This is a genomic window from Blastococcus sp. SYSU D00813 (genome assembly GCF_054050735.1).
In genome coordinates this window covers 18,858-40,542 of sequence record NZ_JBJGZX010000002.1, presented here as the reverse complement: position 1 = coordinate 40,542, position 21,685 = coordinate 18,858, and the positions used below count along the sequence as shown (strand labels likewise).

The window sequence follows — 21,685 nt, the reverse complement described above, 5'->3', positions numbered from 1 at the left end:
CACACTTAGCGACCACCGCGCACTGGCCGCAGCAGTGACGCCATCCGCACCAGAGCAAGTCGAGGCTTCTCCGCACTGCCTCTGTGGCAGGAGGGCTACGGCCCCTTCTGTCTTCAGGCGCCCAGCGCCTGCTGGATCAGCGGCGCGATCCGGTTGGCGAGGTAGACGTCGGCCTCCGCGACGAGGTGCTCGCCGTCCGGGCCGATCAGCTGCGGAGCGTCGGCCAGCCAGCCCTCGGTCAGCGGGTCGATGAACAGCGCCTCACCGGACTCCGCGGCGGCGGCGATCACGTCCCGGTTGTTGCGGACGCCGGCCGGCGCCGGGGTCTCGGGCCACGCGGGACCGATGACGACGAGTTCGGCGTCCGGCGCCCGCTCGACGATCGCGCCGACCGACAGGCCGGCGGCGAAGTCCACGTCGTCGGCGATGCCGGCGGCGTCGAAACGGCTGCCGAACACGACGATGACCTCGACGTCGTCGAGGTCCGCCTCGGCGATCAGCTCGGGGAAGGTGACGTCGGTCGGGGCCTCGGTGGTCACGTAACCGGCGTCACCGGTGGTGGCCACGGTCATCTCGACGTCGGGCAGCCGCTCCTGGAGGACGGCCGGCCAGCCGATGGCCCCGGCCTCGAAGCCAGCCGTGTCGACGTCCCCGACGACCAGGATTTGGGCGACGTCCTCGTCAGTGGGCGTCGTCTCCGGGGCGGACGGCGACGCACTGCGAGCTGCGGTCGGCGAGCTCCTCGGCTCCGACGACCGCACCGAGCCGGCCGGGAGGTCCGACTCCGGCGGCTCGCGGTTCAGCGCGAACGGCAGCATCACGATGATCGCGACGAGGCTCGCCGCCATGACCGCCCAGGCCCACCAGGGCGGCTCGTTCCACCAGTGGTCCCCCCGTGCCATGGTCCCGAACCTACCGCCGCGCCCAGGACCGAACCGGCCGAGCCTTGGAGCGCGAAGGCCGCTAGCTCAGCGGATCCCAGTAGCGGCCGCGGAACTCCCAGCCGCCCGCGACCCACCGCTCGATCCAGTACTCGCCCGGGGCGCCCCGCTCGTCCATGTGCTGACGGCGCAGCGGCTCGCCGGCCCGCATGGCTTCTAGGTCGTCGTCGCCGGCCTCGAACTCGCCGACGACGGTCCGGCGCCCCGCGATGAGCCGGTACCTGGGCACGGAGCCCAGCGTGCGGTATCGGTCGGCCTCCTGCCACCACAGGCAGGCGCGGCCGCCCCTGCAGGGGCCGTGCACGATGCAGCCGTGCGCTCCTACCGGCACCTCGTGCTGTTCCGCTTCCGTGACTCGGCGGACGGCGATGCCCGTGCGCAGGCGTACGACCTGGTCAACGCCTCGGGGGAAGCTCCGGGGCTGCTCTCGTGGCGCCTCGGTTGGTCGCTCGACACCCGCAAGGGCCCGGTGCTGGTGCAGGAGGCGGTCTTCGCCGACCGCGCGGCCTTCGAGACGTGGCGCGACTCCGACGCCCACCGGCGAGCCGGCGCGCACCTGAGCCGAGTCGCCGACTGGCTCGTCGGCGACCTCGAGGACTGATCCGTCAGGAGCGGACCAGGCCGTCCGGGTCCAGCCCGACGACGGCGGCCGCCCCCGCGGCCACCAGCCACATCCCGAGCGACACGATCCGCCGGACCCGCCTCGTCCGCTGCTCCGCCTGCTGCTGCCCCATCGCCAGTCCCCCTCTGCCAACGCGGCAGACGCTAGCGAGACGGCGACGTCCCCAACAGCCGGTTGTGACCAGTGGGACGAATGGGGTTCATCGTCGCCGTCCCTCAACACGCGGACGCCCACGGACGCCGACCCGACGGCGCGAGGCGAGCCGCCCCTAGCACGGATCAGGCCCGTCGCCGCCCATTCGGTGGTACCCCGCAAAGGGGACACCGGGCCGTCGTCGCGACCCTTTCCGCAATGCACACGCATTCCTACAGTGAGCGACGACTTCCACCGGAACCACGACTCCGGTGAACGGATGCGAAGAGTCCAGACAAGGGCTCCGCGCAATTCTCGACGGTCGTTACACGGGGAGTTCCACGGTGCCCATCGCAATCCATGACGCGAGCGTGATCCAGTCCTTCGAGGACCTCGTCCCCCGGGCATCGTCGCTCGGTGAGCGCTACCTGCGCTCGGTGGCGCGGGGCGTGCAGGACTACGAACCGCCGGTCACGATGAGCATCGACACGATGTCCACAGGCGGCTTCCGCGCCCAGCCGGTCCAGTGCCTGGTCGTCGAGCCCACCCAGAACCGGCTCCGGCACTACAAGACAGCCCACTACGCCATCCCCTCGGGCGGCAGCCTCCGCGTGGGCTGGCATCTGGTCGGCGGCGAGCGGGCCGGCGGCCGGGTCATCGGCGGCATCAGCTTCGGGGGGCCGTCGGAGATGGACGCCGACGAGGTGCTGTCCATCGTGCAGCTCGTGCACAGCTACGCCGTGCTCCCGGCGATCCAGGAGTTGGCCGACTCCGTCCAGTACGGCAGCCAGCAGTCCGGCGGGTTCTTCGGCGTCTGACCCGCCGCCATCACGAGGGGAGAACACCAATGGAAAACGTTCTGGCCGTCATCGGCGGCATCTACGTGTGGAGTTCGCTGCTCATCGCCGCGCCGTTCTTCTGGTGGAAGAAGACCAATCGCTCCATGTCGCCCGTCGAGCGTCGACTCCGCGCGCTCGTCATGGGTTTCGGCTGGCCGTACTTCCTCATCCGGTTCTTCACCAACCGGTCGGCCGCCGAGCAGGCCGAGATCGACCGGCAGGCAGCCGCCCAGCGGATCATCAACGGGGCCGGGGACGTCCCCGAGCCGCGCGCGCCCAAGCCCGCCGCACCCGGGCCCCAGACTCCGTCGGCACGCCGCGGCGCCTCCGCGATCAGCAACCCGTTCGACACCAAGTGACGTCCTGAGCCCGTGAGCCTCCCGATCGAGCGCGCCCTCGACGTCGCCGGCCTCGAGTGGCCGGAGAGCCCGCCGGTGTGGGTGGGCGACGGCAGCTTCCTGGAGGCTCCTCAGCACTGCTGGGGCGGGGGGGGGGGCGCCCCCCCCCCCCCCCCCCCCCCCCCCCCCCCCCCCCCCCCCCCCCCCCCCCCCCCCCCCCCCCCCCCCCCCCCCGCCCCCCCCCCCCCCCCCCCCCCCCCCCCCCCCCCCCCCCCCCCCCCCCCCCCCCCCCCCCCCCCCCCCCCCCCCCCCCCCCCCCCCCCCCCCCCAGGGGGTTAGGCGGACCTTGGTTGCGAGCCCCCGGAAATAGGTCACACTCGTGTTGTGGAAAGCGAGGACCGGAGCACGCGGCACCGCGTGAGCGCCCTCCTGCTCGAGCACGGCCCGCAGACGGCCAGCGAGCTGGCGGCGCGGCTGGGGATCTCGCCGGCCGCCGTCCGCCGGCACCTGGACGCGCTCGTCGCCACCGGCCGCATCGAGGAGCGGCAGGCGCCGGGTGCCCGCCGCGGCCGGGGCCGGCCCGCGCGGCAGTACCACCTCAGCGACGTCGGCCGCTCGACGTTCCCGCACGCCTACGACGACCTGGCGCTCACCGCGCTGCGGCACATCGCCACGTCGCAGGGGCCCGAGGCCGTCCGTGCGGTCGCCGAGGCGCAGCTGTCCGGCCTCGAGCAGCGCTGCTCGGCCGCGGGCGCGCAGGCCACGGCCGGCCGGGCGGGCGCCCCGGTGGACCGCGCCCAGGCGCTGGCCAGCGCCCTGACCGCCGAGGGTTACGCTGCCGCGGCCTCGGCGATCGCCAGTGGCGGCCAGCTCTGCCAGCACCACTGCCCGGTGGCGCACGTCGCGGCGGAGTTCCCGCAGCTGTGCGAGGCCGAGACGGCGGTCATCGGCCGGCTCGTCGGCACGCACGTGCAGCGGCTGGCCACGATCGCGCACGGCGACGGTGTGTGCACGACCCACATCCCCGGACCGCTGCCCGGCGGCCGGGAACACAGTCGCGGGGGGAACAGAACGACCCCCGCAGGCCCTGTACCAGGTGACCGGCGAGCGCCGCGCGTGACCTCCGGCGCCCCGTCCACCAGCAGCTCCACCCTCACGTTCGACCGGGAGAGGACGCCCGCATGACCAGCACCCAGCAGCCGGTGACCAGCACGCCGCTGACGCAGGACGAGCAGATCGACCAGCTCGGCCGCTACCAGTACGGCTGGGCGGACGCCGACGTCGCGGGGGCCTCGGCCAAGCGCGGCCTCAACGAGGACGTCGTCCGCGACATCTCGCGCCGCAAGAACGAGCCCGAGTGGATGCTCGAGCGCCGCCTCAAGGCGCTCAAGCTCTTCGAGCGCAAGCCCATGCCCGACTGGGGCTCGGACCTGTCCGGCATCGACTTCCAGAACATCAAGTACTTCGTGCGCTCCACCGAGGCCCAGGCCGCCTCGTGGGAGGAGCTGCCCGAGGACATCAAGAACACCTACGACAAGCTGGGCATCCCGGAGGCCGAGAAGCAGCGGCTGATCGCCGGTGTCGCGGCCCAGTACGAGTCCGAGGTCGTCTACCACAAGATCCGCGAGGACCTCGAGGAGCAGGGCGTCCTGTTCCTCGACACCGACACCGCGCTGCGCGAGCACGAGGACCTGTTCAAGGAGTACTTCGGCTCGGTCATCCCGGCCGGCGACAACAAGTTCGCCGCGCTCAACACCGCGGTGTGGTCCGGCGGGTCGTTCATCTACGTGCCCAAGGGCGTCCACGTCGAGATCCCGCTGCAGGCCTACTTCCGGATCAACACGGAGAACATGGGCCAGTTCGAGCGGACGCTCATGGTCATCGACGAGGGCGCCTACGTGCACTACGTCGAGGGCTGCACCGCGCCGATCTACAAGAGCGACTCGCTGCACTCCGCGGTCGTCGAGATCATCGTCAAGAAGAACGCCCGCTGCCGGTACACGACCATCCAGAACTGGTCGAACAACGTCTACAACCTGGTCACCAAGCGGGCGGTCGCCCACGAGGGCGCGACCATGGAGTGGGTCGACGGCAACATCGGCTCCAAGGTGACGATGAAGTACCCGGCCGTCTGGATGACCGGTGAGCACGCCAAGGGCGAGGTGCTCTCCATCGCCTTCGCCGGCGAGGGCCAGCACCAGGACGCCGGCGCCAAGATGGTGCACGCCGCGCCGCACACCTCCTCGAACATCATCAGCAAGTCGGTGGCCCGCGGCGGTGGCCGCACCTCCTACCGCGGCCTGGTGCAGATCGACGAGGGCGCGCACGGCTCGCGGTCGACGGTGAAGTGCGACGCGCTGCTGGTCGACACCATCAGCCGCTCGGACACCTACCCCTACGTCGACGTCCGCGAGGACGACGTCGCCATGGGCCACGAGGCCACCGTCTCCCGGGTCAGCGAGGACCAGCTCTTCTACCTGATGAGCCGCGGCATGACCGAGGACGAGGCCATGGCGATGGTCGTGCGCGGCTTCGTCGAGCCGATCGCCCGCGAGCTGCCGATGGAGTACGCCCTCGAGCTCAACCGCCTCATCGAGCTGCAGATGGAAGGTGCCGTCGGCTGATGCCGGACAGCGTCGAGAACACCAGCACCACCCTCGCCGGCGAGCTGTTCGCCCCCGGCGTCGGCACCCAGGCCGGCCCGCCGTCCACCCCGGCGGCGGGCACCGGCTCCGCCGGCGAGGCGGCGCCGGGAGCGCACAGCCACGGCGGCCCCGCCCCGACCGGCTCCCCGGCCGAGCGGTTCACCTCGACCGACCCCGAGGCGTTCGGGGCCCCGACCGGCCGCGAGGAGGACTGGCGCTTCACCCCGATGCGCCGGATCCGCCCGCTGCTGGACGGCGCCCCCTCCGACGCGCACCTGCGGTGGGACACCGACCTGCCCGAGGGCGTCGAGCTGACCAGCGTCGACGCCGACGACCCGCTGCTCAAGGGCCTGCCCGAGCCGGCCGACCGGCTGGCCGCGCTCACCCGGCAGCGCAGCGGCGGCGCGGCCGTCGTCCGCATCGCCGCCGAGGCGCGGCCCGACCGGCCGGTCACCCTGGGGCTGGCCGGCACCGGCTCCGACGAGGTCGTGTGGGGTCAGCTCGTGGTCGAGGTCGGCGCCTTCGCCGAGGCCACGGTCGTGCTCGACCACTCCGGCCTGGCCCGCTACTCCGGCGGCGTCGCGGTCCTCGTCGGCGACGGCGCGAAGGTCACCCTCGTCTCCGTGCAGGAGTGGGCGCCGGGCAGCGTGCACGGCGGCCAGTACGACACCGTCGTCGGCCGCGACGCGAGCGTCACCCAGGTCGTGGTGACCCTCGGCGGCGACCTCGTGCGCCTGGTCAGCAACGTCTCCTACGCCGGGCCCGGCGGGTCGGCCGAGCTATACGGCGTCTACTTCGCCGACGAGACCCAGCACCAGGAGCACCGGCTGTGGGTCGACCACGCGGTGCCGCACTGCCGCAGCGACGTGCTCTACAAGGGCGCGCTGCAGGGCGAGCAGGCGCACACGGTGTGGGTCGGCGACGTCCGAATCCGCCCGGCCGCCGTCGGCACCGAGACCTACGAGCTCAACCGCAACCTGGTGCTCACCGACGGCGCCCGCGCCGACTCGGTGCCCAACCTGGAGATCGAGACCGGCGAGATCGTCGGCGCCGGCCACGCCAGTGCCACCGGCCGGTTCGACGACGAGCAGCTGTTCTACCTGTGCTCGCGCGGCATCGACGCCGAGACCGCCCGCCGCCTGGTGGTGCGCGGCTTCTTCGCCGACGTCGTCCAGCGCATCGGCGTCCCCGAGCTGCAGGACCGGCTCATGGCGTCGGTCGAGGCGCGCCTCGGCGCCCTCCCCGGCCTCGCCGAGCAGCCGGTGGAGGCCTGATGGCCTTCACCCGGCTGTGCTCGCTGGCCGACGTCAAGGAGCCCGGCGCGCTGCGCGTGGAGCTGCCGGGCGCCGACCGCGAGGCCGTCGCCGTCGTCCGCTTCGAAGGCGAGGTGTTCGCCATCGAGGACCTGTGCTCGCACGCGGAGGTCCCGCTGTCCGAGGGCGACGTCGAGGAGTTCAAGGGCGCCCCGACCATCGAGTGCTGGCTGCACGGGTCGTGCTTCGACCTGACCAGCGGCCGCCCCACCAACCTGCCGGCCACCGAGCCGGTCCCCGTCTACCCGGTCCGCGTGGAGGGCGACGACGTGCTCGTCGACCTCGACTCGCCGATCGGCAACTGAGGAGCAGAAGACAAGTGTCCGTGCTGGAGATCCGCGACCTGCACGTCAACGTGGGCGACGGCGACGACGCCAAGGAGATCCTCCGCGGCGTCGACCTCACCGTCCGCTCGGGCGAGACCCACGCGATCATGGGCCCCAACGGGTCGGGCAAGTCGACGCTGGCGTACTCGATCGCCGGCCACCCGAAGTACACCGTGACCGGCGGGTCGGTGACCCTCGACGGCGAGGACGTCCTCGCCATGAGCGTCGACGAGCGCGCCCGCGCCGGGCTGTTCCTGGCCATGCAGTACCCGGTCGAGGTGCCCGGCGTCTCGGTGTCGAACTTCCTGCGCACCGCGGCCACCGCGGTCAAGGGCGAGGCGCCGAAGCTGCGCACGTGGGTCAAGGACGTCAAGTCCGAGATGGCCGCGCTGGAGATGGACCCGGCGTTCGCCGAGCGCAACGTCAACGAGGGCTTCTCCGGCGGTGAGAAGAAGCGCCACGAGATCCTGCAGATGCGGCTGCTCAAGCCGAAGATCGCCGTCCTCGACGAGACCGACTCCGGCCTCGACGTCGACGCGCTGCGGATCGTCTCCGAGGGCGTCAACCGCACCCGCGAGGAGGGGGAGATCGGCGTCCTGCTGATCACCCACTACACGCGGATCCTGCGCTACATCAAGCCCGACTTCGTGCACGTCTTCGTGGCCGGCCGGTTCGTCGAGGAGGGCGGCCCCGAGCTCGCCGACAAGCTCGAGAACGAGGGCTACGCCGAGTACGTCAAGGCCACGGAGGCCACCCAGTCATGACCCAGACCGTCTCGCGTCCCGGTGCCGGGGCGCAGAAGGCCCCGTTGCCCCTGGACGTCGAGGCGATCCGGGCGGACTTCCCGATCCTGTCGCGCACCGTCCGTGACGGGAAGCGGCTGGTCTACCTCGACTCCGGCGCCACCTCGCAGAAGCCGCGCAGCGTCCTGGACGCCGAGCGCTGGTTCTACGAGAACGTCAACGCCGCCCCGCACCGCGGCGCGCACCAGCTCGCCGAGGAGGCGACCGGCGCGTACGAGGCCGCCCGGGAGACGATCGCCCGCTTCATCGGCGCGCGCACCGACGAGGTCGTCTTCACCCGCAACTCCACCGAGGCCATCAACCTCGTCGCCTACGCGCTGTCCAACGCGGCCACGGCCAAGGAGGACGCGTTCCGCCGGTACGCCGTCGGCCAGGGCGACGAGATCGTCGTGACCGAGATGGAGCACCACGCCAACCTGGTGCCCTGGCAGCAGCTGTGCGAGCGGACCGGCGCGACCCTGCGCTGGCTCGGCCTCACCGACGACGGCCGGCTGGACCTGTCCGACCTCGGCACGGTGGTCAACGAGCGCACCAGGCTGGTGGCGGTCACCCAGCAGTCGAACATCCTCGGCACGATCAACCCGCTCGAGCCGATCGTGGCCCGCGCCCGGGAGGTCGGTGCCCTGGTGCTGGTCGACGGCGCGCAGTCGGTGCCGCACCAGCCGGTCGACGTCACCGAGCTCGGCGCGGACTTCCTCGTCTTCTCCGGGCACAAGATGCTCGGACCGACGGGTGTCGGCGTGCTGTGGGGCCGCTACGAGGTGCTCGACGCGCTGCCGCCGTTCCTCACCGGCGGCTCGATGATCGAGGTCGTCCGCATGGAGGGCAGCACCTTCATGCCGCCGCCGCAGCGGTTCGAGGCCGGCGTCCCGATGACCGCGCAGGTGGTCGGCCTCGGCGCCGCCGTGGAGTACCTGCAGCGGCTGGGCATGGCGAACGTGCAGGCGCACGAGGAGGCGCTGACCGCCTACGCGCTCGAGCGGCTGGCGGAGATCCCCGGCGTCACCGTCGTCGGCCCGCCCGACACGGTCGCCCGCGGCGGGGCCATCTCCTTCACCGTCGAGGGCGTCCACCCGCACGACGTCGGCCAGGTCCTCGACGACCTGGGCATCGCCGTCCGCGTCGGGCACCACTGCGCCTGGCCGGTCGTGCGCCGCTACGGCGTCCCGGCGACCACCCGCGCCACCTTCTACGTGCACACCGGGTACGACGACGTCGACGCACTGGCCGAGGGCATCCGGAAGGCCCAGCAGTTCTTCGGCGTTGTCCCTCCGGAAGCCACCGAGGAGGCCTGAACGTGCAGCTCGAGTCGATGTACCAGGAGATCATCCTGGACCACTACCGGAACCCGCACGGCCGGGGCCTGCGCGAGCCGTTCGAGGCCGAGGTGCACCACGTCAACCCGACGTGCGGTGACGAGGTGACCCTCCGGGTGCACCTGGAGAAGGACGCATCGGGCGACGTCGTCCTGTCCGACGTCTCGTACGAGGGCATGGGCTGCTCGATCAGCCAGGCCTCGGTCTCGGCGATGTACGACCTCGTCATCGGCCGGTCCGTGCCGCAGGCGCTGGAGACCGGCGAGCACTTCATGACCCTGATGCAGAGCAAGGGCGACGCGTCGGTGGCCGAGAAGCTCGAGGACGAGCTGGAGGACGCCGTCGCCTTCGCCGGCGTCTCCAAGTACCCGGCGCGGATCAAGTGCGCGCTGATGAGCTGGATGGCCCTCAAGGACGCCAGCGCCCGAGCCCTGTCCGTCACCGACCCCGTGGGAGGGCCGCAGGCATGAGCGAGACCACCGAGACCCCGGCGACCGCCGGCGACGCGCCCGCCGAGCTGCCGGCGTACAAGTCGGCTCTGCTCGAGGACGTCGAGGAGGCCATGCGCGACGTCGTCGACCCCGAGCTGGGGGTCAACGTCGTCGACCTGGGCCTGGTCTACGGGATCGACGTCGACGAGAACAACGTCGCCGTCCTGGACATGACGCTGACCTCGGCGGCCTGCCCGCTGACCGACGTCATCGAGGACCAGGCGCGCACCGCGCTGACCGGCGGCCCCGGCCCCGGGCTGGTCGACGACATCCGGATCAACTGGGTGTGGATGCCCCCGTGGGGCCCGGACAAGATCACCGACGACGGCCGCGAGCAGCTCCGCGCGCTCGGCTTCCGCGTCTGAGGAAGGACCCCGCTGCTCCCCGCGCCACGCTCTGCGCGGCGCGGGGCCCGGTAGCGGGGCCGTTCCATCCGCTCCGGGGACTACTGCTTCATGGCGGCGAGCTGGATGAGGTTGCCGCAGGTGTCGTCGAGGACGGCGGTCACCACCGGGCCGAGGTCGGTCGCCTCCTGGGTGAACTCCACGCCGAGCGCCTTGAGCCGCTCGACCTCGGCGTACACGTCGTCCACGGCGAACTGGGTGAACGGGATGCCGTCGGCCACCAGCGCGTCCTTGAGCGGGCGCGCCGCCGGGTGCCCGTCGGGCTCCAGCAGGAGCTCCACGCCGTCCGGGTCGGCGGGGGAGACCACCGTCAGCCAGCGGGCCTCGCCGGCCGGCACGTCGGTCTTCTTCACGAAGCCCAGCTTCTCGGTGTAGAAGGCCAGCGCCTTGGCCTGGTCGTCCACCCACACGCTGGTGATGTTGATCCGGATCACAGGTCTGGTGCCTCTCGGTCGACGGGCCACCGGTCGACGATCGAGCGCAGCGGGCCCGTGTCGAGGTGGTGGTACTTGTACCGGCCCTGCCGCCGCGTGCGGACGAGGCCGGCCTCTTCCAGGACGGCGAGGTGCTGCGAGATCGCCTGCCGCGACGACGTCAGCCCGTGCTTCATGGCGAGCCGGCCGCAGATCTCGAAGAGCGTCTGCCCGTCCCGGTCGGTCAGCTCGTCGAGGATCGTGCGGCGCGTCGCGTCACCGAGAGCACGGAACACGTCGGCGTCGGCGTCCACGTGACAGGTATACGCAAGCAGCTACTTGCCCGTCAAGGGCGGGGAGAGGCTCAGCGCATCTCGGCGACGCGCTCGGCGAAGCCGCCGACCGGCCGGAGCTCGCGCCGGGCGCCCACGGCGAGCAGCGCCACCCCGGCCACGAGCGCACCGGCCAGCGGCAGGGGGAGCGCCACGACCGCGAGCCCGACCGCCAGGGCCACCGCGGTGCCCGCACCTGCCACCAGCGGCGTCCGGATGTTCGCGGCGGCGCCGCCGACCATGGCGACCGCGGCCGCGGCGAGCACGAGCAGCGGCCGCTCGGCGCCCGGCGCGACGACGGCGAGCACCGTCGACGGGACGGCGGCCACGAGCAGGCCCGGGCCCCACGCGCGCTCCGACGGCCGGCGGCCCAGCTCGGGACCGGCCGCCAGCAGCAGCCCCGCGGCCGCCGGCAGGGTGTAGACCTCCAGCGCCGACGCCCCGCCCAGCGCTGCCACCGTCCAGGCCGCGGCCACGACCTCGGCGGCGCCCGCCGCGCGGGCGGGCGCGGACGCCTCCCCGGCGCGGCGGCCCACGTACACCGCCCAGAGCCAGGTCAGCGCGCCCTGGGCTGCCAGGTGCGCCGCGACCTGCCCGGGCGACCCGGCGGCCGCGACCAGCAGCACCGCGGCCGCGGCGGTGCCCGCGGCGACCGCCAGCGTGTGCCGCCGGGTGTCGGCGGCCAGACCGGTGGCACCGAGCAGCGCGGCCGCGTAGAGCAGGGTCAGCACCGCCGCTGCCTCGACCGGACCGAGCAGCCCGGCCGGCACCGCAAGCAGCGCGGCCGCGGCCAGACAGCCCACCGCCACGGGGACGGCGGCCGGCCGGTCCTCGCGGCGCCGGCGGGCGACCGCGGCCGAGGGCGCCGCGGTGAGCAGGAGCAGCAGGGCCAGCTCCCGCCACGCCGCCGCGCCGACCAGCTGGGTCAGCGCGCAGGCGACCAGCGTCGTCCCCGCCGCCAGGGCGCACGGCAGCAGCAGCCCCCGCCGCCAGCCGTCCAGCGCCCCGGCGGCGACCGCCGCCAGCAGGACGCCGGCGTACCCGGCGACGACCGCGCTGCCCGGTCCGCCGGACAGGACGCCTGCGACCGCCGCGCCGGAGACGGCTCCGGCGAGCACGGGGACGGCGCGCGGCGGGCCCAGCAGCGGCGACACGGCCCGGTCGAGCCGGACGACGAGCAGTCCGGCCGCGGCGGCGACCGTCAGCGCGGCGGACGCCGCCGCATCGGGGACCGGGGCCGCCCACGCGGTGCCGACGCCGCCCGCCACCCCGAGCACCCACCACGGCACGGTGGTGACCAGGACGACCCGGGCGATCGCGGGCCGGGCGCCCAGCACCACCACCAGGCCGGCCAGCGAAACGGCGAGCAGGGCGCCGGTGCGCGGCACGCCCTCGGGGACGCCCGGGAGGAGCCGCAGGGCCGCCAGCTGCCCCGCGGCCCAGGCGCCCAGCGGCCAGCTCAGCGGCGCCGGCTGGAGCCGGGCGACCCCGGCGAGGGTCAGGGCCAGCAGCGCCGGGCCCACCGGACTGCCGCCTCCCGGTGAGCCGTCCTGCGCGGTGCCGGCGACGGCGAGCACCACCGCGGTCGCGGCCAGCGTCTCCCGCGTGCCCCGCAGCCCGGCCCGTGACGCCCACGCGGAGACCGCCCCGGCGGCGAGGGCGGCGAGCGTGAGGGCGGCTCCCGACCCGGCGCCGTCCTCCCCGGGGGTGGCGAGCGTCCCGACGAGCAGCAGCACCGCGCCGACCGCGAGCAGCACCTGCGGCGGCCGGACGCGGGAGGGGAGGTCCGCCACGTCGTCCACGCTAGGACCGGCGGCCTCGTCCGGCAGGCCGGGACGTCAGCGCATCTGCGCCACCCAGGCGACCGCCTCGCGCGCCTGCTGCCGGCGCCGCTCGTAGGTGGCGCCGACGACCAGCAGCACCACCCCGACGGCGCCCAGCGTGATCCAGCGGGGCAGCAGCGGCGCGTACGGGGCCAGCCGGCCGAGCACCACCCACGCCAGGCTGCCGGCCCCGAGCACGAAGGTCGCCTGCCGGTGCGCGAACGCCCCGCCCGACGCGGCGAGGGCCGCCGCCACGACGACGAGCAGCCACCGCAGCGGCGAGGGCTCGGCCACCGCCGCCAGCGCAGAGGGGACCAGCGCGACCGCCACCGCCGGCGCCTCCGCGGACCACGACCCGGCCCCCGACCGCAGCGCCGGGACGGCCAGCACGGCGAGCCCGGCGGCGGCCGGCAGCGTGTACGCCTCGACCACCTCGACCCCCGCGCCGGCCACCGCGGACCAGCACGCGGCGACCAGCGCGGCGACCGCCGCGGCCTGCACCACCCGGGACCGGGCGACGAGGCCGTAGCCCCCGGCCGCGGCCCCGACCACCGCCAGCTGCACCGCCACCTGGCCGAGCGCGCCGGTGGACGCGGCCGTCCCGACGGCCAGGACGCCGACCACCGCGCCGGCCGCGGCCGCGACCTGCTCCTCCGGCCGGCCGGCCCGCAGCGAGGCCACGGCGAACGCGACCGCCGCGGTGAGCGCCAGCAGCAGCCCGGCGGCCGGCCGGTCGAGCGGACCGTCGACGGCGGCCAGCAGGACGGCGACCGCCGGCGCGGCCAGCGCGGCCCCGACCGCGGGCGGCCGCAGCGCCGGGAGCCGCACCGCGGTCAGCACGGCCGGCGCCGCGGCGGCCAGCGCCAGCGGCGCGAGCGCGGCGGACCGGTCGGCCGCCAGCAGCGCCCCGGCGCCGGTCAGCGCGAGCACCGCACCCCCGGCGGCCGTGCCGGCCAGCGCGACGCGGTGCCGGGCCACGAGCACGGCCACCGCGAGCAGGACCAGCCCCAGCCCGGTGGCGAGCACCAGCCCGCCGGGGCCGAGCGCGTCGGAGGAGCCGGTGGCCGCCGCCGCGGTGACCCCGGCGCCGACGCCCAGCAGCGGGACGGCGCCCGGCAACTCGGCGGCCGGCCGGGGCGAGCGGGGCAGCAGGGACGCGACGACGGTCGCCAGGAGCAGCAGTCCGGTCGCCGTCCACGCCGGCACGGCGGCGCGTTCCCAGGCGACGGCCAGGCCCAGCAGCGCCGCGCCGGCCGCCGCCAGGCCGGCCAGGAGCCGCGCGACCGGGCGCAGCAGCGGCCGCACCGCCGTCAGGGCGAGGACGTCGGCGAGCGCCAGCCCGAGGAGCGCGGCCACCCCTGCCGGACCCTCGACGGAGTCCCCGGGCAGGAGCAGCAGCGGCACGGGTTGCGCGGTGAGCAGCGCGACCAGCGGCCAGGCCGCGGTGCTGCGGGTCAGCCGCCCCAGGGCCAGGGCGACCAGCGCCACGGCGGCGCAGGACCACGCGGTCCACAGCCGCAGGGGGACGTCGTCGACCCCGCCCAGGCCGAGCGCGTACGCGGCGCCGAGGTCGACGGCCAGCAACGCCGCCCCGGCCCCGGCCAGCGCCTCCTCGGTGGCCCGCAGGCCGCGGCGCGCCGTCACGGCCGAGGCGCCGCACAGCCCCGCCGTCACGGCGAGCAGCACCCCGGCCTGCCCGGCCACCCCCAGCCGGTTCCACGCGACGGCGACGAACGCCAGCGCCCCGGCGACGAGCGCCAGGGCGCCCAGGCCCAGCAGCACCTGCTGCGGGCTCAGCCGCCGGGCCGGCGGGGGCGGCCCGGCGACGCCGGCCTGCTCCCAGGCGGGCGCGGCGAGCCAGGCCGGCGCGCCGGCAGGCGCCCCGGGAGCGGCAGGCGGGGGAGCAGCGGGCACGGGGGCCGCCGGCGGCGGTGCGTACGCCCGCGGGGGCGGTGTCCGGGCCGGCGCCGGCGGCGCCGTGGGCGCCGGCCCGGGCGCGGCGGTGCGCAGCGTGGCCAGCAGCCGGTCGCGGTCGCGGGTCAGCTCGTCGATCGTGGCGCCGATCCGGGCGACGACCAGGGCGGCCTCGCCGACGGCGGGCAGCCCGCAGGTCGGGCAGGGCGCCGGTCCGCCACCGGAGGCCGGCCGGCCGCAGACCGGGCAGGGCAGGCCCGGGGGACGCGTCATGCCCCGCATCGTGGCGGGCTCCGGTACCGGATGGGTCACGATCACCCGGACTGTGGACACGGGGTGCAGTCGATGTCACCGGCACGGCGGTCGAACCGACCCGCCGGGAGCGCCTACCCTGGGATCAGTGATCACGACGACCGGCCTGGAGCTGCGCGCCGGTTCCCGCATCCTCATCAGCGGCGCGGACCTGCGGGTGCAGCCCGGCGACCGCATCGGCCTGGTCGGCCGCAACGGGGCGGGCAAGACCACGACGCTGACCACCCTGGCCGGTGAGCGCGTGCCGCACGCCGGCAAGGTCGAGGTGACCGGCGAGCTCGGCTACCTGCCGCAGGACCCGCGCAGCGGCGACCTCGACATCACCGCCAGCGACCGCGTGCTGTCCGGCCGCGGCCTCGACGTCCTCAAGGCGCAGCTCACCAAGGCCCAGGTCGCCATGGCCGAGCCCGCCGACGACGCCGAGCGCGACCGGGCCGTGCGCACCTACGGGCGGCTGGAGGACCAGTTCGCCGCGATGGGCGGGTACGCCGCCGAGAGCGACGCGGCCCGGATCTGCACCAACCTCGGCCTGCCCGACCGGGTGCTGGCCCAGCCGCTGCGCACCCTCTCCGGCGGTCAGCGCCGTCGCGTCGAGCTGGCCCGGATCCTCTTCTCCGACGCCGACACGCTGCTGCTCGATGAGCCGACCAACCACCTGGACGCCGACTCGATCGTCTGGCTCAAGGGGTTCCTGGCGAGCCACAAGAGCGGGCTGGTGGTCATCAGCCACGACGTCGAGCTGCTCGAGGCCGTCGTCAACAAGGTGTGGCACCTGGACGCCAACCGGGCCACCGTCGACGTCTACAACCTCGGCTGGAAGCGGTACCTGGACGCCCGGGAGACCGACGAGCGGCGGCGCCGCGCCGAGCGCGCCAACGCCGAGAAGAAGATCGACGCGCTGACCGCGCAGGCGGACAAGATGCGCGCCAAGGCCACCAAGGCCAAGGCCGCGCAGAGCATGGACAAGCGCGCCCAGCGGCTGGCCGCCGGCCTCGCCGAGGTGCGGGTCGCCGACCGGGTGGCCAAGCTGCGCTTCCCGACGCCGGCGCCCTGCGGCCGCACGCCGTTGACCGCCGAGCACTTGAGCAAGAGCTACGGGTCGCTGGAGATCTTCACCGGGGTCGACCTGGCCATCGACAAGGGCACGCGCGTCGTCGTCCTCGGCTTCAACGGCGCCGGGAAGACGACGCTGCTGCGGCTGCTGGCCGGCGCCGAGGTGCCCGACACCGGCGAGGTCAAGGCCGGCCACGGCCTGCGCATCGGCTACTACGCGCAGGAGCACGAGACGATCGACATGGACCGCACGCTGCTCGAGGTGATGCGGGCGGCGGCCCCGGACTCCACCGACACCGAGCTGCGGCGGATCCTCGGCGCGTTCCTGTTCTCCGGCGAGGCGGTCGACCAGCGCGCCGGCACGCTGTCGGGCGGCGAGCGGACCCGGCTGGCGATGGCCACCCTCGTCGTCTCCGGCGCGAACGTGCTGCTGCTCGACGAGCCGACCAACAACCTCGACCCGGCCAGCCGCGAGCAGGTGCTCGACGCGCTGCGCACCTACACCGGCGCCATCGTGCTGGTCACCCACGACGAGGGTGCCGTGCGGGCACTCGACCCCGACAAGGTGATCATCCTGCCCGACGGCACGGAGGACGCCTGGAGCGAGGACCTCGCCGACCTGGTCTCCCTGGCCTGAGCGGAGTGCGGCAGCGCAGGTCCCCTGCGCTCCGGCACTCCGCTACTGCTCGGACCAGGCGCCGAGCTCGGTGCCGTCGGGGTCGGTGAAGTGGAACCGGCGGCCGCCCGGGAACCCGTACGGCCCGGCGACGACCTCGCCGCCCGCCCGCCGCACGGCCTCGACCGTCGCGTCGAGGTCGGCGGAGAACAGCAGGACCAGCGGCCCGCCGCCGGTGCGGACGACGTCGTCGCGGCGCAGCCCGCCGGCCTCCGCACCCCCGGCGCGGCCGTCGCGGAAGCCGGCGTAGTCGGGCCCGTAGGAGGTGAACTCCCAGCCGAACGCCTCGGCGTAGAAGCGCTGGGCCCGGTCGAGGTCGGTCACGGTGAGCTCGACGTAGTCGATGGTGTGGTGGCGCCGGGGCGCGGGGTCGGTCATGCCGGGATGGTGGCGTGCCGGTACGACGGATCCCGCCGTCCGGCTCACCGCGCGCGCCGGCAGCGGCTGGGTGATCATGTGTCGCGGGATGCCGTGGTCAGCGGGACGGCGGCGCCAAGGGGACGAGCAGCCGTCCCGGACGGGGCACGTGGCGCACCGGGCACGGGGGAGCTGCTGACGGAGGGGAGTCATGGCCGACTCGAGCACGGCGGACCTCGGCAAGGGCAAGCGCATCACGGGCGGTGACCGCACCTCGCTCGCCGACGAGCTGCGCAAGCGCTACGACGAGGGGGAGAGCATCCGGTCTCTGGCCACCTCGACCAACCGCTCCTACGGCTTCGTCCACCGGCTCCTGTCGGAGTCCGGTGCGAGCCTGCGCAGCCGTGGGGGAGCGAACCGCAACAGCAAGAAGGAGGCGTGACCTCCGGGGTCGCCGACGGGTGGGTGCGGACGGCGCGCGAGGGCGCCGTCCTCACCGTGACCCTGGACCGTCCCGAGCAGCTCAACGCCCAGACCCCGGCCACCTGGGAGGCGCTGGCCGCCGTCGGCGCGTCCCTGGACGACGACGTGCGCGTGGTCGTCCTGCGCGGCGAGGGTCGCTCCTTCTCCGCCGGGCTGGACCGCAGCCTGTTCAGCGCCGACCCCTCGACCTCCGGCGGCCTGGGGGAGCTGGGGCGGATGCCGGCCGAGCTCGCGCAGGAGCGGATCCGCGGCTACCAGGCCGGCTTCCGCTGGCTGCGCTCCCCGGGGATCGTCTCGGTGGCCGCGGTGCAGGGGCACGCCATCGGCGCCGGCGCCCAGCTGGCGCTCGCCTGCGACCTGCGGGTGCTCACCGACGACGCGAGCCTGCGGCTGGCCGAGGTCACCCTGGGCCTGGTCCCCGACCTCACCGGCACGAGCACGCTCACCGAGCTGGTCGGCTACTCCCGCGCGCTGGAGATCTGCGTGACGGGCCGCCCGGTGCCGGCCGCGGAGGCGCTGTCGCTGGGGCTGGCCAACGCGGTGGTGCCCCGCGAGGAGCTCGACGCGGCGGTGGCGCAGCTGGTGACGGCCCTGGTCGCGCCGCCGGCCGGCGCCGTGCGCGAGACCGCGGCCCTGGTGCGCTCCGCCGTGCGCAACGACCCGGCGGCGCAGGACGCGGCCGAGCGGGCCGCCCAGGTGCGGCGGCTGACGGAGCTGGCCGCGGCGCTGGGCCGGTAGGCGACGGGCCGGTCGTCCGCCGAGGGCTGACCTCCCGGGTGGAATCCCCGGTCCCCGGGCGCCGTTGCCCGGTACCGAGACAGAAGGAGGTCCAGCGGTGAACAACATGACCTCCATGGCGGCGATGCGCTCGTTCAGGCGCGATCCGTCGGTCACCTCGCGCGAGCTGCCCAAGGGCACGGTGCGCCGCGTCCTGGGCATCGCCCGGCCCTACCGCCGCGAGCTGTCCTGGTTCCTGGCGCTGGTCGTCGGGTCGTCGCTGATCGGCGTGGTCACCCCGCTGCTGGCGGGGCGGATCATCAACCGGATCGCCTCGCTCGAGGGGACGGCGGGCGACGTCGTCCGCATCGCGCTGCTCATCGCCGGCCTGGCGGTGGTCGACGCGGCCATCTCGCTGGCGACCCGCTGGTACTCGGCGAGGATCGGCGAGGGCGTCATCTACGACCTGCGGTCGCGGGTCTTCGAGCACGTGCAGCGGATGCCCGTCGCCTTCTTCACCCGCACGCAGACCGGCGCGCTGGTGAGCCGCCTGAACAACGACGTCATCGGCGCCCAGCAGGCCTTCACCTCGACGCTGTCGGGCGTCGTCTCCAACGTGATCGGGCTGGTGCTGACCGCCGGCGTGATGCTCACGCTCTCCTGGCAGATCACCCTGCTGTCGCTGGTGATGGTGCCGCTGTTCGTGCTGCCCGCCCGCCGCATCGGCGCGCGGCTGCAGGAGATCACGCGGGAGTCGTACGCGCTCAACGCGTCGATGAACGCCACGATGACCGAGCGGTTCAACGTGGCCGGCGCGCTGCTGGTCAAGCTGTTCGGCCGCCCCGCGGTCGAGGCCGAGGGCTTCCGCGGCCGCGCCGCCCGCGTGCGCGACATCGGCGTCCTGTCGGCCATGTACGGCCGCACCTTCTTCACCGCGCTCACCCTGGTGGCCGCGCTCGCGACCGCGCTGGTCTACGGCCTCGGCGGCGCGCTCGCCTTCGACGGCTCGCTGAGCCCCGGCGACGTGGTGGCCCTGGCCCTGCTGCTCTCCCGGCTGTACGGCCCGCTGACGGCGCTGTCGAACGTCCGCGTCGACGTCATGAGCGCGATGGTCAGCTTCGACCGGGTCTTCGAGGTGCTCGACCTCCCGCCGATGATCCGCGAGGCCCCGGACGCCGTCCCGGTGCCGGAGACCGACCGGTCGGTCGAGTTCGACCACGTCTCCTTCAGCTACCCGGCCGCCTCCGACGTCTCGCTGCCGTCACTGGAGGAGGTGTCGCTGCCCGAGCACGGCGGGCCGACGGCGGTGCTGCACGACGTCTCCTTCCGCGTCGAGCCCGGGCAGCTCGTCGCCCTGGTCGGCCACTCCGGCGCCGGCAAGTCGACGATCGCCAACCTGGTGCCGCGGCTGTACGACGTCACCGACGGCGTGGTGCGGGTGGGCGGCGTCGACGTCCGGCAGGCGACGCTGGACTCGCTGCGCGACACCATCGGCGTGGTCAGCCAGGACGCCCACCTGTTCCACGACACGATCCGCGCCAACCTGCTCTACGCCCGCCCCGACGCCACCGACGAGCAGCTGTGGAACGCGCTGACCGGCGCCCGCATCGCCGCGCTGGTGGGCTCGCTGCCCGACGGGCTCGACACGGTGGTCGGCGACCGCGGCTACCGGCTCTCCGGCGGGGAGAAGCAACGGCTGGCCATCGCGCGGGTGCTGCTCAAGGCGCCCGGCATCGTCATCCTGGACGAGGCCACCGCCCACCTCGACAGCGAGTCGGAGGTGGCGGTGCAGCACGCGCTGGACACCGCGCTCGCCGGGCGGACGTCGCTGGTCATCGCGCACCGGCTGTCGACGATCCGCAGCGCCGACCAGATCCTCGTGGTCGACGACGGTCGCATCGTGGAGTCGGGCACTCACGAGGAGTTGCTGGCGCTCGGCGGCCGCTACGCGGAGCTGTACCGGACCCAGTTCGCCGACGGCGAGCGTCGAACGGTCGGCGCGGCGTGACCACTACCGTTCCTCCTGTCCCACAGGCACCACGGGGGAATCCGGTGGCCGAGCTCGCGAGGCCACGCAAGGGCGCAGCACGGCCGGTCACCTGACCGACGAGCGCCAGCGAGGAGTGAAGGTGACTGCAGCACATCCGTCAGACGCGCAGATCCGCGCCCTCTACGCCGCGTTCCTCGACGGCTGGAACCGGCGCAGCGGCGCGGCCGTCGCGTCCACGTTCGCCGACGACGGGGACATCGTCGGCTACGACGGCACCCACACCAGCGGGCGCCTGTCCATCGCCTCGGAGTTGCGCCGGGTCTTCGGCAGCCACCCGACGGCGACCTACGTCGGCCTCGTCCGGTCGGTGCGCCCGATCGCCCCCGGGGTGGCGGTCCTGCTCGCCCACGCGGGGGTGATCCCGCCCGGCGAGGAGGACCTCGAGCCCTCGCTGCACTGCCAGCAGACGCTCGTCGCCGTCGACGAGGGCGGGGGCCGCTGGAAGACCTCGCTGTTCCAGGTCACCCCGGTCGCCTTCGCCGGGCGGCCCGAGGCCCGCGACGCCCTGACCGCGGAGCTGCGCGGGCTGCTCGCCGTCCGGTGAGCCGCGACGCGGTCCTCGTGACCGCGGCGGAGCTGCTCGCCCGGCCCGCCGGGGCGGTGCTGCTCGACGTCCGCTGGGCGCTCGGCGACGACCGCGGGCGCGAGCACCACCTCGAGGGGCACCTCCCGGGCGCGGTCTTCGTCGACCTCGACACCGAGCTCGCCGACCCGCCCTCGCCCGAGGGCGGCCGGCACCCGCTGCCGTCGCTACAGCGACTGCAGTCGGCCGCCCGGCGGTGGGGCATCCGCGCAGGTGACCGTGTCGTCGCGTACGACGACAGCGGGGGGCTCGCCGCCGCGCGCGCCTGGTGGCTGCTGCGCTGGGGCGGGCTGGCCGACGTGCGGCTGCTGGACGGCGGCCTGGCCGCGTGGCGCGCGACCGGCGGGCCGGTGGAGACCGGCGACGTCGTCCCGCCGCCCGGGGACGTCGTGCTGACCGGCGGCGGCATGCCGACGTTCACCGCCGACGAGGCCGCCGCCCTCCCGGCGCGCGGTGGCGTCCTGCTCGACGCCCGCGCCGCCGAGCGCTACCGCGGCGAGGTCGAGCCGGTCGACCCGCGCGCCGGTCACGTGCCCGGCGCCCGCAGCGCGCCGACGGCGGCCAACCTGGCACCCGACGGCACGTTCCGTACAGCCGCTGCACTCACCGGGCGCTTCTCGGCGCTGGGGGCGGTCCCCGGCGCCGAGGTCGGCGTCTACTGCGGCTCGGGGGTGACCGCCGCGCACGAGGTGGCCGCCCTGGCCGTCGCCGGCGTCGAGGCGGCGCTGTGGCCGGGCTCGTGGTCGCAGTGGTCGGCCGACCCGGCGCGGCCGGTCGCCGTCGGCCCCGACGGGAGCTGACG

The 21,685-nt window shown here is 74.8% G+C and carries 25 protein-coding genes; 17 read left to right on the top strand and 8 right to left on the bottom strand.

Annotated elements, in window-relative coordinates:
- Positions 1-113: 113 nt before the first annotated feature.
- Complete coding sequence (locus ACI8AX_RS01605; RefSeq protein WP_456548035.1) at positions 114-902, bottom strand: hypothetical protein; 789 nt, start codon at positions 900-902, stop codon at positions 114-116.
- A gap of 61 nt (positions 903-963) precedes the next feature.
- Complete coding sequence (locus ACI8AX_RS01600; RefSeq protein WP_456548034.1) at positions 964-1,170, bottom strand: hypothetical protein; 207 nt, start codon at positions 1,168-1,170, stop codon at positions 964-966.
- Positions 1,171-1,254: 84 nt separating this feature from the next.
- Between ACI8AX_RS01600 and ACI8AX_RS01595 the strand changes: the two genes are divergently transcribed.
- On the top strand, positions 1,255-1,542 hold the full coding sequence (locus ACI8AX_RS01595; protein WP_456548033.1) for a Dabb family protein: 288 nt from the start codon (positions 1,255-1,257) through the stop codon (positions 1,540-1,542).
- Positions 1,543-1,546: 4 nt separating this feature from the next.
- Here the strand turns inward: ACI8AX_RS01595 and ACI8AX_RS01590 are convergent, their stop codons facing one another.
- The gene (locus ACI8AX_RS01590; RefSeq protein WP_456548032.1) at positions 1,547-1,675 is read right to left on the bottom strand and encodes a hypothetical protein; all 129 of its coding nucleotides are present in this window, start codon (positions 1,673-1,675) and stop codon (positions 1,547-1,549) included.
- 391 nt (positions 1,676-2,066) lie between these two features.
- Between ACI8AX_RS01590 and ACI8AX_RS01585 the strand changes: the two genes are divergently transcribed.
- The 10 genes from ACI8AX_RS01585 to ACI8AX_RS01540 all read left to right on the top strand — a co-directional run bounded on the left by ACI8AX_RS01585 (position 2,067) and on the right by ACI8AX_RS01540 (position 10,131).
- Complete coding sequence (locus ACI8AX_RS01585) at positions 2,067-2,513, top strand: hypothetical protein (RefSeq protein ID WP_456548031.1); 447 nt, start codon at positions 2,067-2,069, stop codon at positions 2,511-2,513.
- Positions 2,514-2,542: 29 nt separating this feature from the next.
- Complete coding sequence (locus ACI8AX_RS01580; RefSeq protein WP_456548030.1) at positions 2,543-2,893, top strand: hypothetical protein; 351 nt, start codon at positions 2,543-2,545, stop codon at positions 2,891-2,893.
- 363 nt (positions 2,894-3,256) lie between these two features.
- Positions 3,257-4,057 carry a helix-turn-helix transcriptional regulator gene (locus ACI8AX_RS01575; RefSeq protein WP_456548029.1) on the top strand — a complete coding sequence of 267 codons (801 nt, stop codon included), beginning with the start codon at positions 3,257-3,259 and terminating at the stop codon, positions 4,055-4,057.
- Entirely contained in the window at positions 4,054-5,496 is a 1,443-nt protein-coding gene (sufB, locus tag ACI8AX_RS01570; protein WP_456548028.1) for a Fe-S cluster assembly protein SufB, read from the top strand. The genes ACI8AX_RS01575 and sufB overlap by 4 nt, the downstream gene beginning before the upstream one ends.
- Positions 5,496-6,791, top strand: a complete 1,296-nt coding sequence (sufD, locus tag ACI8AX_RS01565; protein ID WP_456548027.1) for a Fe-S cluster assembly protein SufD — start codon at positions 5,496-5,498, stop codon at positions 6,789-6,791. Before sufB ends, sufD begins: the two co-directional genes overlap by 1 nt.
- Positions 6,791-7,135 carry a non-heme iron oxygenase ferredoxin subunit gene (locus ACI8AX_RS01560; protein ID WP_456548026.1) on the top strand — a complete coding sequence of 115 codons (345 nt, stop codon included), beginning with the start codon at positions 6,791-6,793 and terminating at the stop codon, positions 7,133-7,135. Before sufD ends, ACI8AX_RS01560 begins: the two co-directional genes overlap by 1 nt.
- Before the next feature lie 14 nt (positions 7,136-7,149).
- Positions 7,150-7,920, top strand: coding sequence for a Fe-S cluster assembly ATPase SufC (gene sufC, locus ACI8AX_RS01555; protein ID WP_456548025.1), 771 nt, complete (start codon positions 7,150-7,152; stop codon positions 7,918-7,920).
- A complete protein-coding gene (locus ACI8AX_RS01550) occupies positions 7,917-9,254 on the top strand; it encodes a cysteine desulfurase (protein ID WP_456548024.1) in 1,338 nt (445 codons plus the stop codon). The genes sufC and ACI8AX_RS01550 overlap by 4 nt, the downstream gene beginning before the upstream one ends.
- A 2-nt stretch (positions 9,255-9,256) precedes the next feature.
- Positions 9,257-9,745 (top strand): Fe-S cluster assembly sulfur transfer protein SufU, encoded by a 489-nt coding sequence (sufU, locus tag ACI8AX_RS01545; RefSeq protein ID WP_456548023.1) that lies wholly within the window; start codon positions 9,257-9,259, stop codon positions 9,743-9,745.
- Positions 9,742-10,131, top strand: a complete 390-nt coding sequence (locus ACI8AX_RS01540; RefSeq protein WP_456548022.1) for a metal-sulfur cluster assembly factor — start codon at positions 9,742-9,744, stop codon at positions 10,129-10,131. Before sufU ends, ACI8AX_RS01540 begins: the two co-directional genes overlap by 4 nt.
- 80 nt (positions 10,132-10,211) lie before the next feature.
- On the opposite strand, the gene ACI8AX_RS01535 is transcribed toward ACI8AX_RS01540, so the two are convergent.
- From ACI8AX_RS01535 to ACI8AX_RS01520, 4 genes are read right to left on the bottom strand one after another with little or no spacing between them, the layout of a single operon-like run.
- A complete protein-coding gene (locus ACI8AX_RS01535) occupies positions 10,212-10,604 on the bottom strand; it encodes a VOC family protein (RefSeq protein ID WP_456548021.1) in 393 nt (130 codons plus the stop codon).
- Positions 10,601-10,897, bottom strand: a complete 297-nt coding sequence (locus tag ACI8AX_RS01530) for an ArsR/SmtB family transcription factor (RefSeq protein WP_456548020.1) — start codon at positions 10,895-10,897, stop codon at positions 10,601-10,603. The genes ACI8AX_RS01535 and ACI8AX_RS01530 overlap by 4 nt, the downstream gene beginning before the upstream one ends.
- Positions 10,898-10,947: 50 nt before the next feature.
- Positions 10,948-12,708 (bottom strand): SCO7613 C-terminal domain-containing membrane protein, encoded by a 1,761-nt coding sequence (locus ACI8AX_RS01525; RefSeq protein WP_456548019.1) that lies wholly within the window; start codon positions 12,706-12,708, stop codon positions 10,948-10,950.
- A gap of 45 nt (positions 12,709-12,753) precedes the next feature.
- On the bottom strand, positions 12,754-14,925 hold the full coding sequence (locus ACI8AX_RS01520; RefSeq protein ID WP_456548018.1) for an SCO7613 C-terminal domain-containing membrane protein: 2,172 nt from the start codon (positions 14,923-14,925) through the stop codon (positions 12,754-12,756).
- 127 nt (positions 14,926-15,052) lie between these two features.
- Here ACI8AX_RS01520 and ACI8AX_RS01515 point away from each other — a divergent pair, with 127 nt between their 5' ends.
- Positions 15,053-16,654, top strand: coding sequence for an ABC-F family ATP-binding cassette domain-containing protein (locus ACI8AX_RS01515; protein ID WP_456548017.1), 1,602 nt, complete (start codon positions 15,053-15,055; stop codon positions 16,652-16,654).
- A gap of 42 nt (positions 16,655-16,696) precedes the next feature.
- On the opposite strand, the gene ACI8AX_RS01510 is transcribed toward ACI8AX_RS01515, so the two are convergent.
- A complete protein-coding gene (locus ACI8AX_RS01510) occupies positions 16,697-17,071 on the bottom strand; it encodes a VOC family protein (RefSeq protein WP_456548016.1) in 375 nt (124 codons plus the stop codon).
- Between the two features lie 190 nt (positions 17,072-17,261).
- On the opposite strand from ACI8AX_RS01510, the gene ACI8AX_RS01505 reads away from it, so the two are divergent.
- The 5 genes from ACI8AX_RS01505 to ACI8AX_RS01485 all read left to right on the top strand — a co-directional run bounded on the left by ACI8AX_RS01505 (position 17,262) and on the right by ACI8AX_RS01485 (position 21,683).
- Complete coding sequence (locus tag ACI8AX_RS01505; protein ID WP_456545779.1) at positions 17,262-17,492, top strand: helix-turn-helix domain-containing protein; 231 nt, start codon at positions 17,262-17,264, stop codon at positions 17,490-17,492.
- Complete coding sequence (locus ACI8AX_RS01500; RefSeq protein ID WP_456548015.1) at positions 17,489-18,271, top strand: enoyl-CoA hydratase/isomerase family protein; 783 nt, start codon at positions 17,489-17,491, stop codon at positions 18,269-18,271. Before ACI8AX_RS01505 ends, ACI8AX_RS01500 begins: the two co-directional genes overlap by 4 nt.
- 106 nt (positions 18,272-18,377) lie before the next feature.
- Positions 18,378-20,258: an ABC transporter ATP-binding protein gene (locus ACI8AX_RS01495; RefSeq protein WP_456548231.1), complete on the top strand. Its 1,881-nt coding sequence runs from the start codon at positions 18,378-18,380 to the stop codon at positions 20,256-20,258.
- A 121-nt stretch (positions 20,259-20,379) separates the two neighbouring features.
- The gene (locus ACI8AX_RS01490; RefSeq protein ID WP_456548014.1) at positions 20,380-20,844 is read left to right on the top strand and encodes an SgcJ/EcaC family oxidoreductase; all 465 of its coding nucleotides are present in this window, start codon (positions 20,380-20,382) and stop codon (positions 20,842-20,844) included.
- Positions 20,841-21,683: a sulfurtransferase gene (locus tag ACI8AX_RS01485; RefSeq protein ID WP_456548013.1), complete on the top strand. Its 843-nt coding sequence runs from the start codon at positions 20,841-20,843 to the stop codon at positions 21,681-21,683. The genes ACI8AX_RS01490 and ACI8AX_RS01485 overlap by 4 nt, the downstream gene beginning before the upstream one ends.
- Positions 21,684-21,685: the final 2 nt, after the last annotated feature.

Coding starts and splice junctions, on each gene's coding strand:
- ACI8AX_RS01605 (WP_456548035.1), bottom strand. CDS start 902: ATGGCACGGGGGGACCACTGGTGGAACGAGCCGCCCTGGTGGGCCTGG.
- ACI8AX_RS01590 (WP_456548032.1), bottom strand. CDS start 1,675: ATGGGGCAGCAGCAGGCGGAGCAGCGGACGAGGCGGGTCCGGCGGATC.
- ACI8AX_RS01580 (WP_456548030.1), top strand. CDS start 2,543: ATGGAAAACGTTCTGGCCGTCATCGGCGGCATCTACGTGTGGAGTTCG.
- sufB (WP_456548028.1), top strand. CDS start 4,054: ATGACCAGCACCCAGCAGCCGGTGACCAGCACGCCGCTGACGCAGGAC.
- sufD (WP_456548027.1), top strand. CDS start 5,496: ATGCCGGACAGCGTCGAGAACACCAGCACCACCCTCGCCGGCGAGCTG.
- ACI8AX_RS01560 (WP_456548026.1), top strand. CDS start 6,791: ATGGCCTTCACCCGGCTGTGCTCGCTGGCCGACGTCAAGGAGCCCGGC.
- ACI8AX_RS01550 (WP_456548024.1), top strand. CDS start 7,917: ATGACCCAGACCGTCTCGCGTCCCGGTGCCGGGGCGCAGAAGGCCCCG.
- ACI8AX_RS01540 (WP_456548022.1), top strand. CDS start 9,742: ATGAGCGAGACCACCGAGACCCCGGCGACCGCCGGCGACGCGCCCGCC.
- ACI8AX_RS01520 (WP_456548018.1), bottom strand. CDS start 14,925: ATGACGCGTCCCCCGGGCCTGCCCTGCCCGGTCTGCGGCCGGCCGGCC.
- ACI8AX_RS01510 (WP_456548016.1), bottom strand. CDS start 17,071: ATGACCGACCCCGCGCCCCGGCGCCACCACACCATCGACTACGTCGAG.
- ACI8AX_RS01505 (WP_456545779.1), top strand. CDS start 17,262: ATGGCCGACTCGAGCACGGCGGACCTCGGCAAGGGCAAGCGCATCACG.
- ACI8AX_RS01495 (WP_456548231.1), top strand. CDS start 18,378: ATGACCTCCATGGCGGCGATGCGCTCGTTCAGGCGCGATCCGTCGGTC.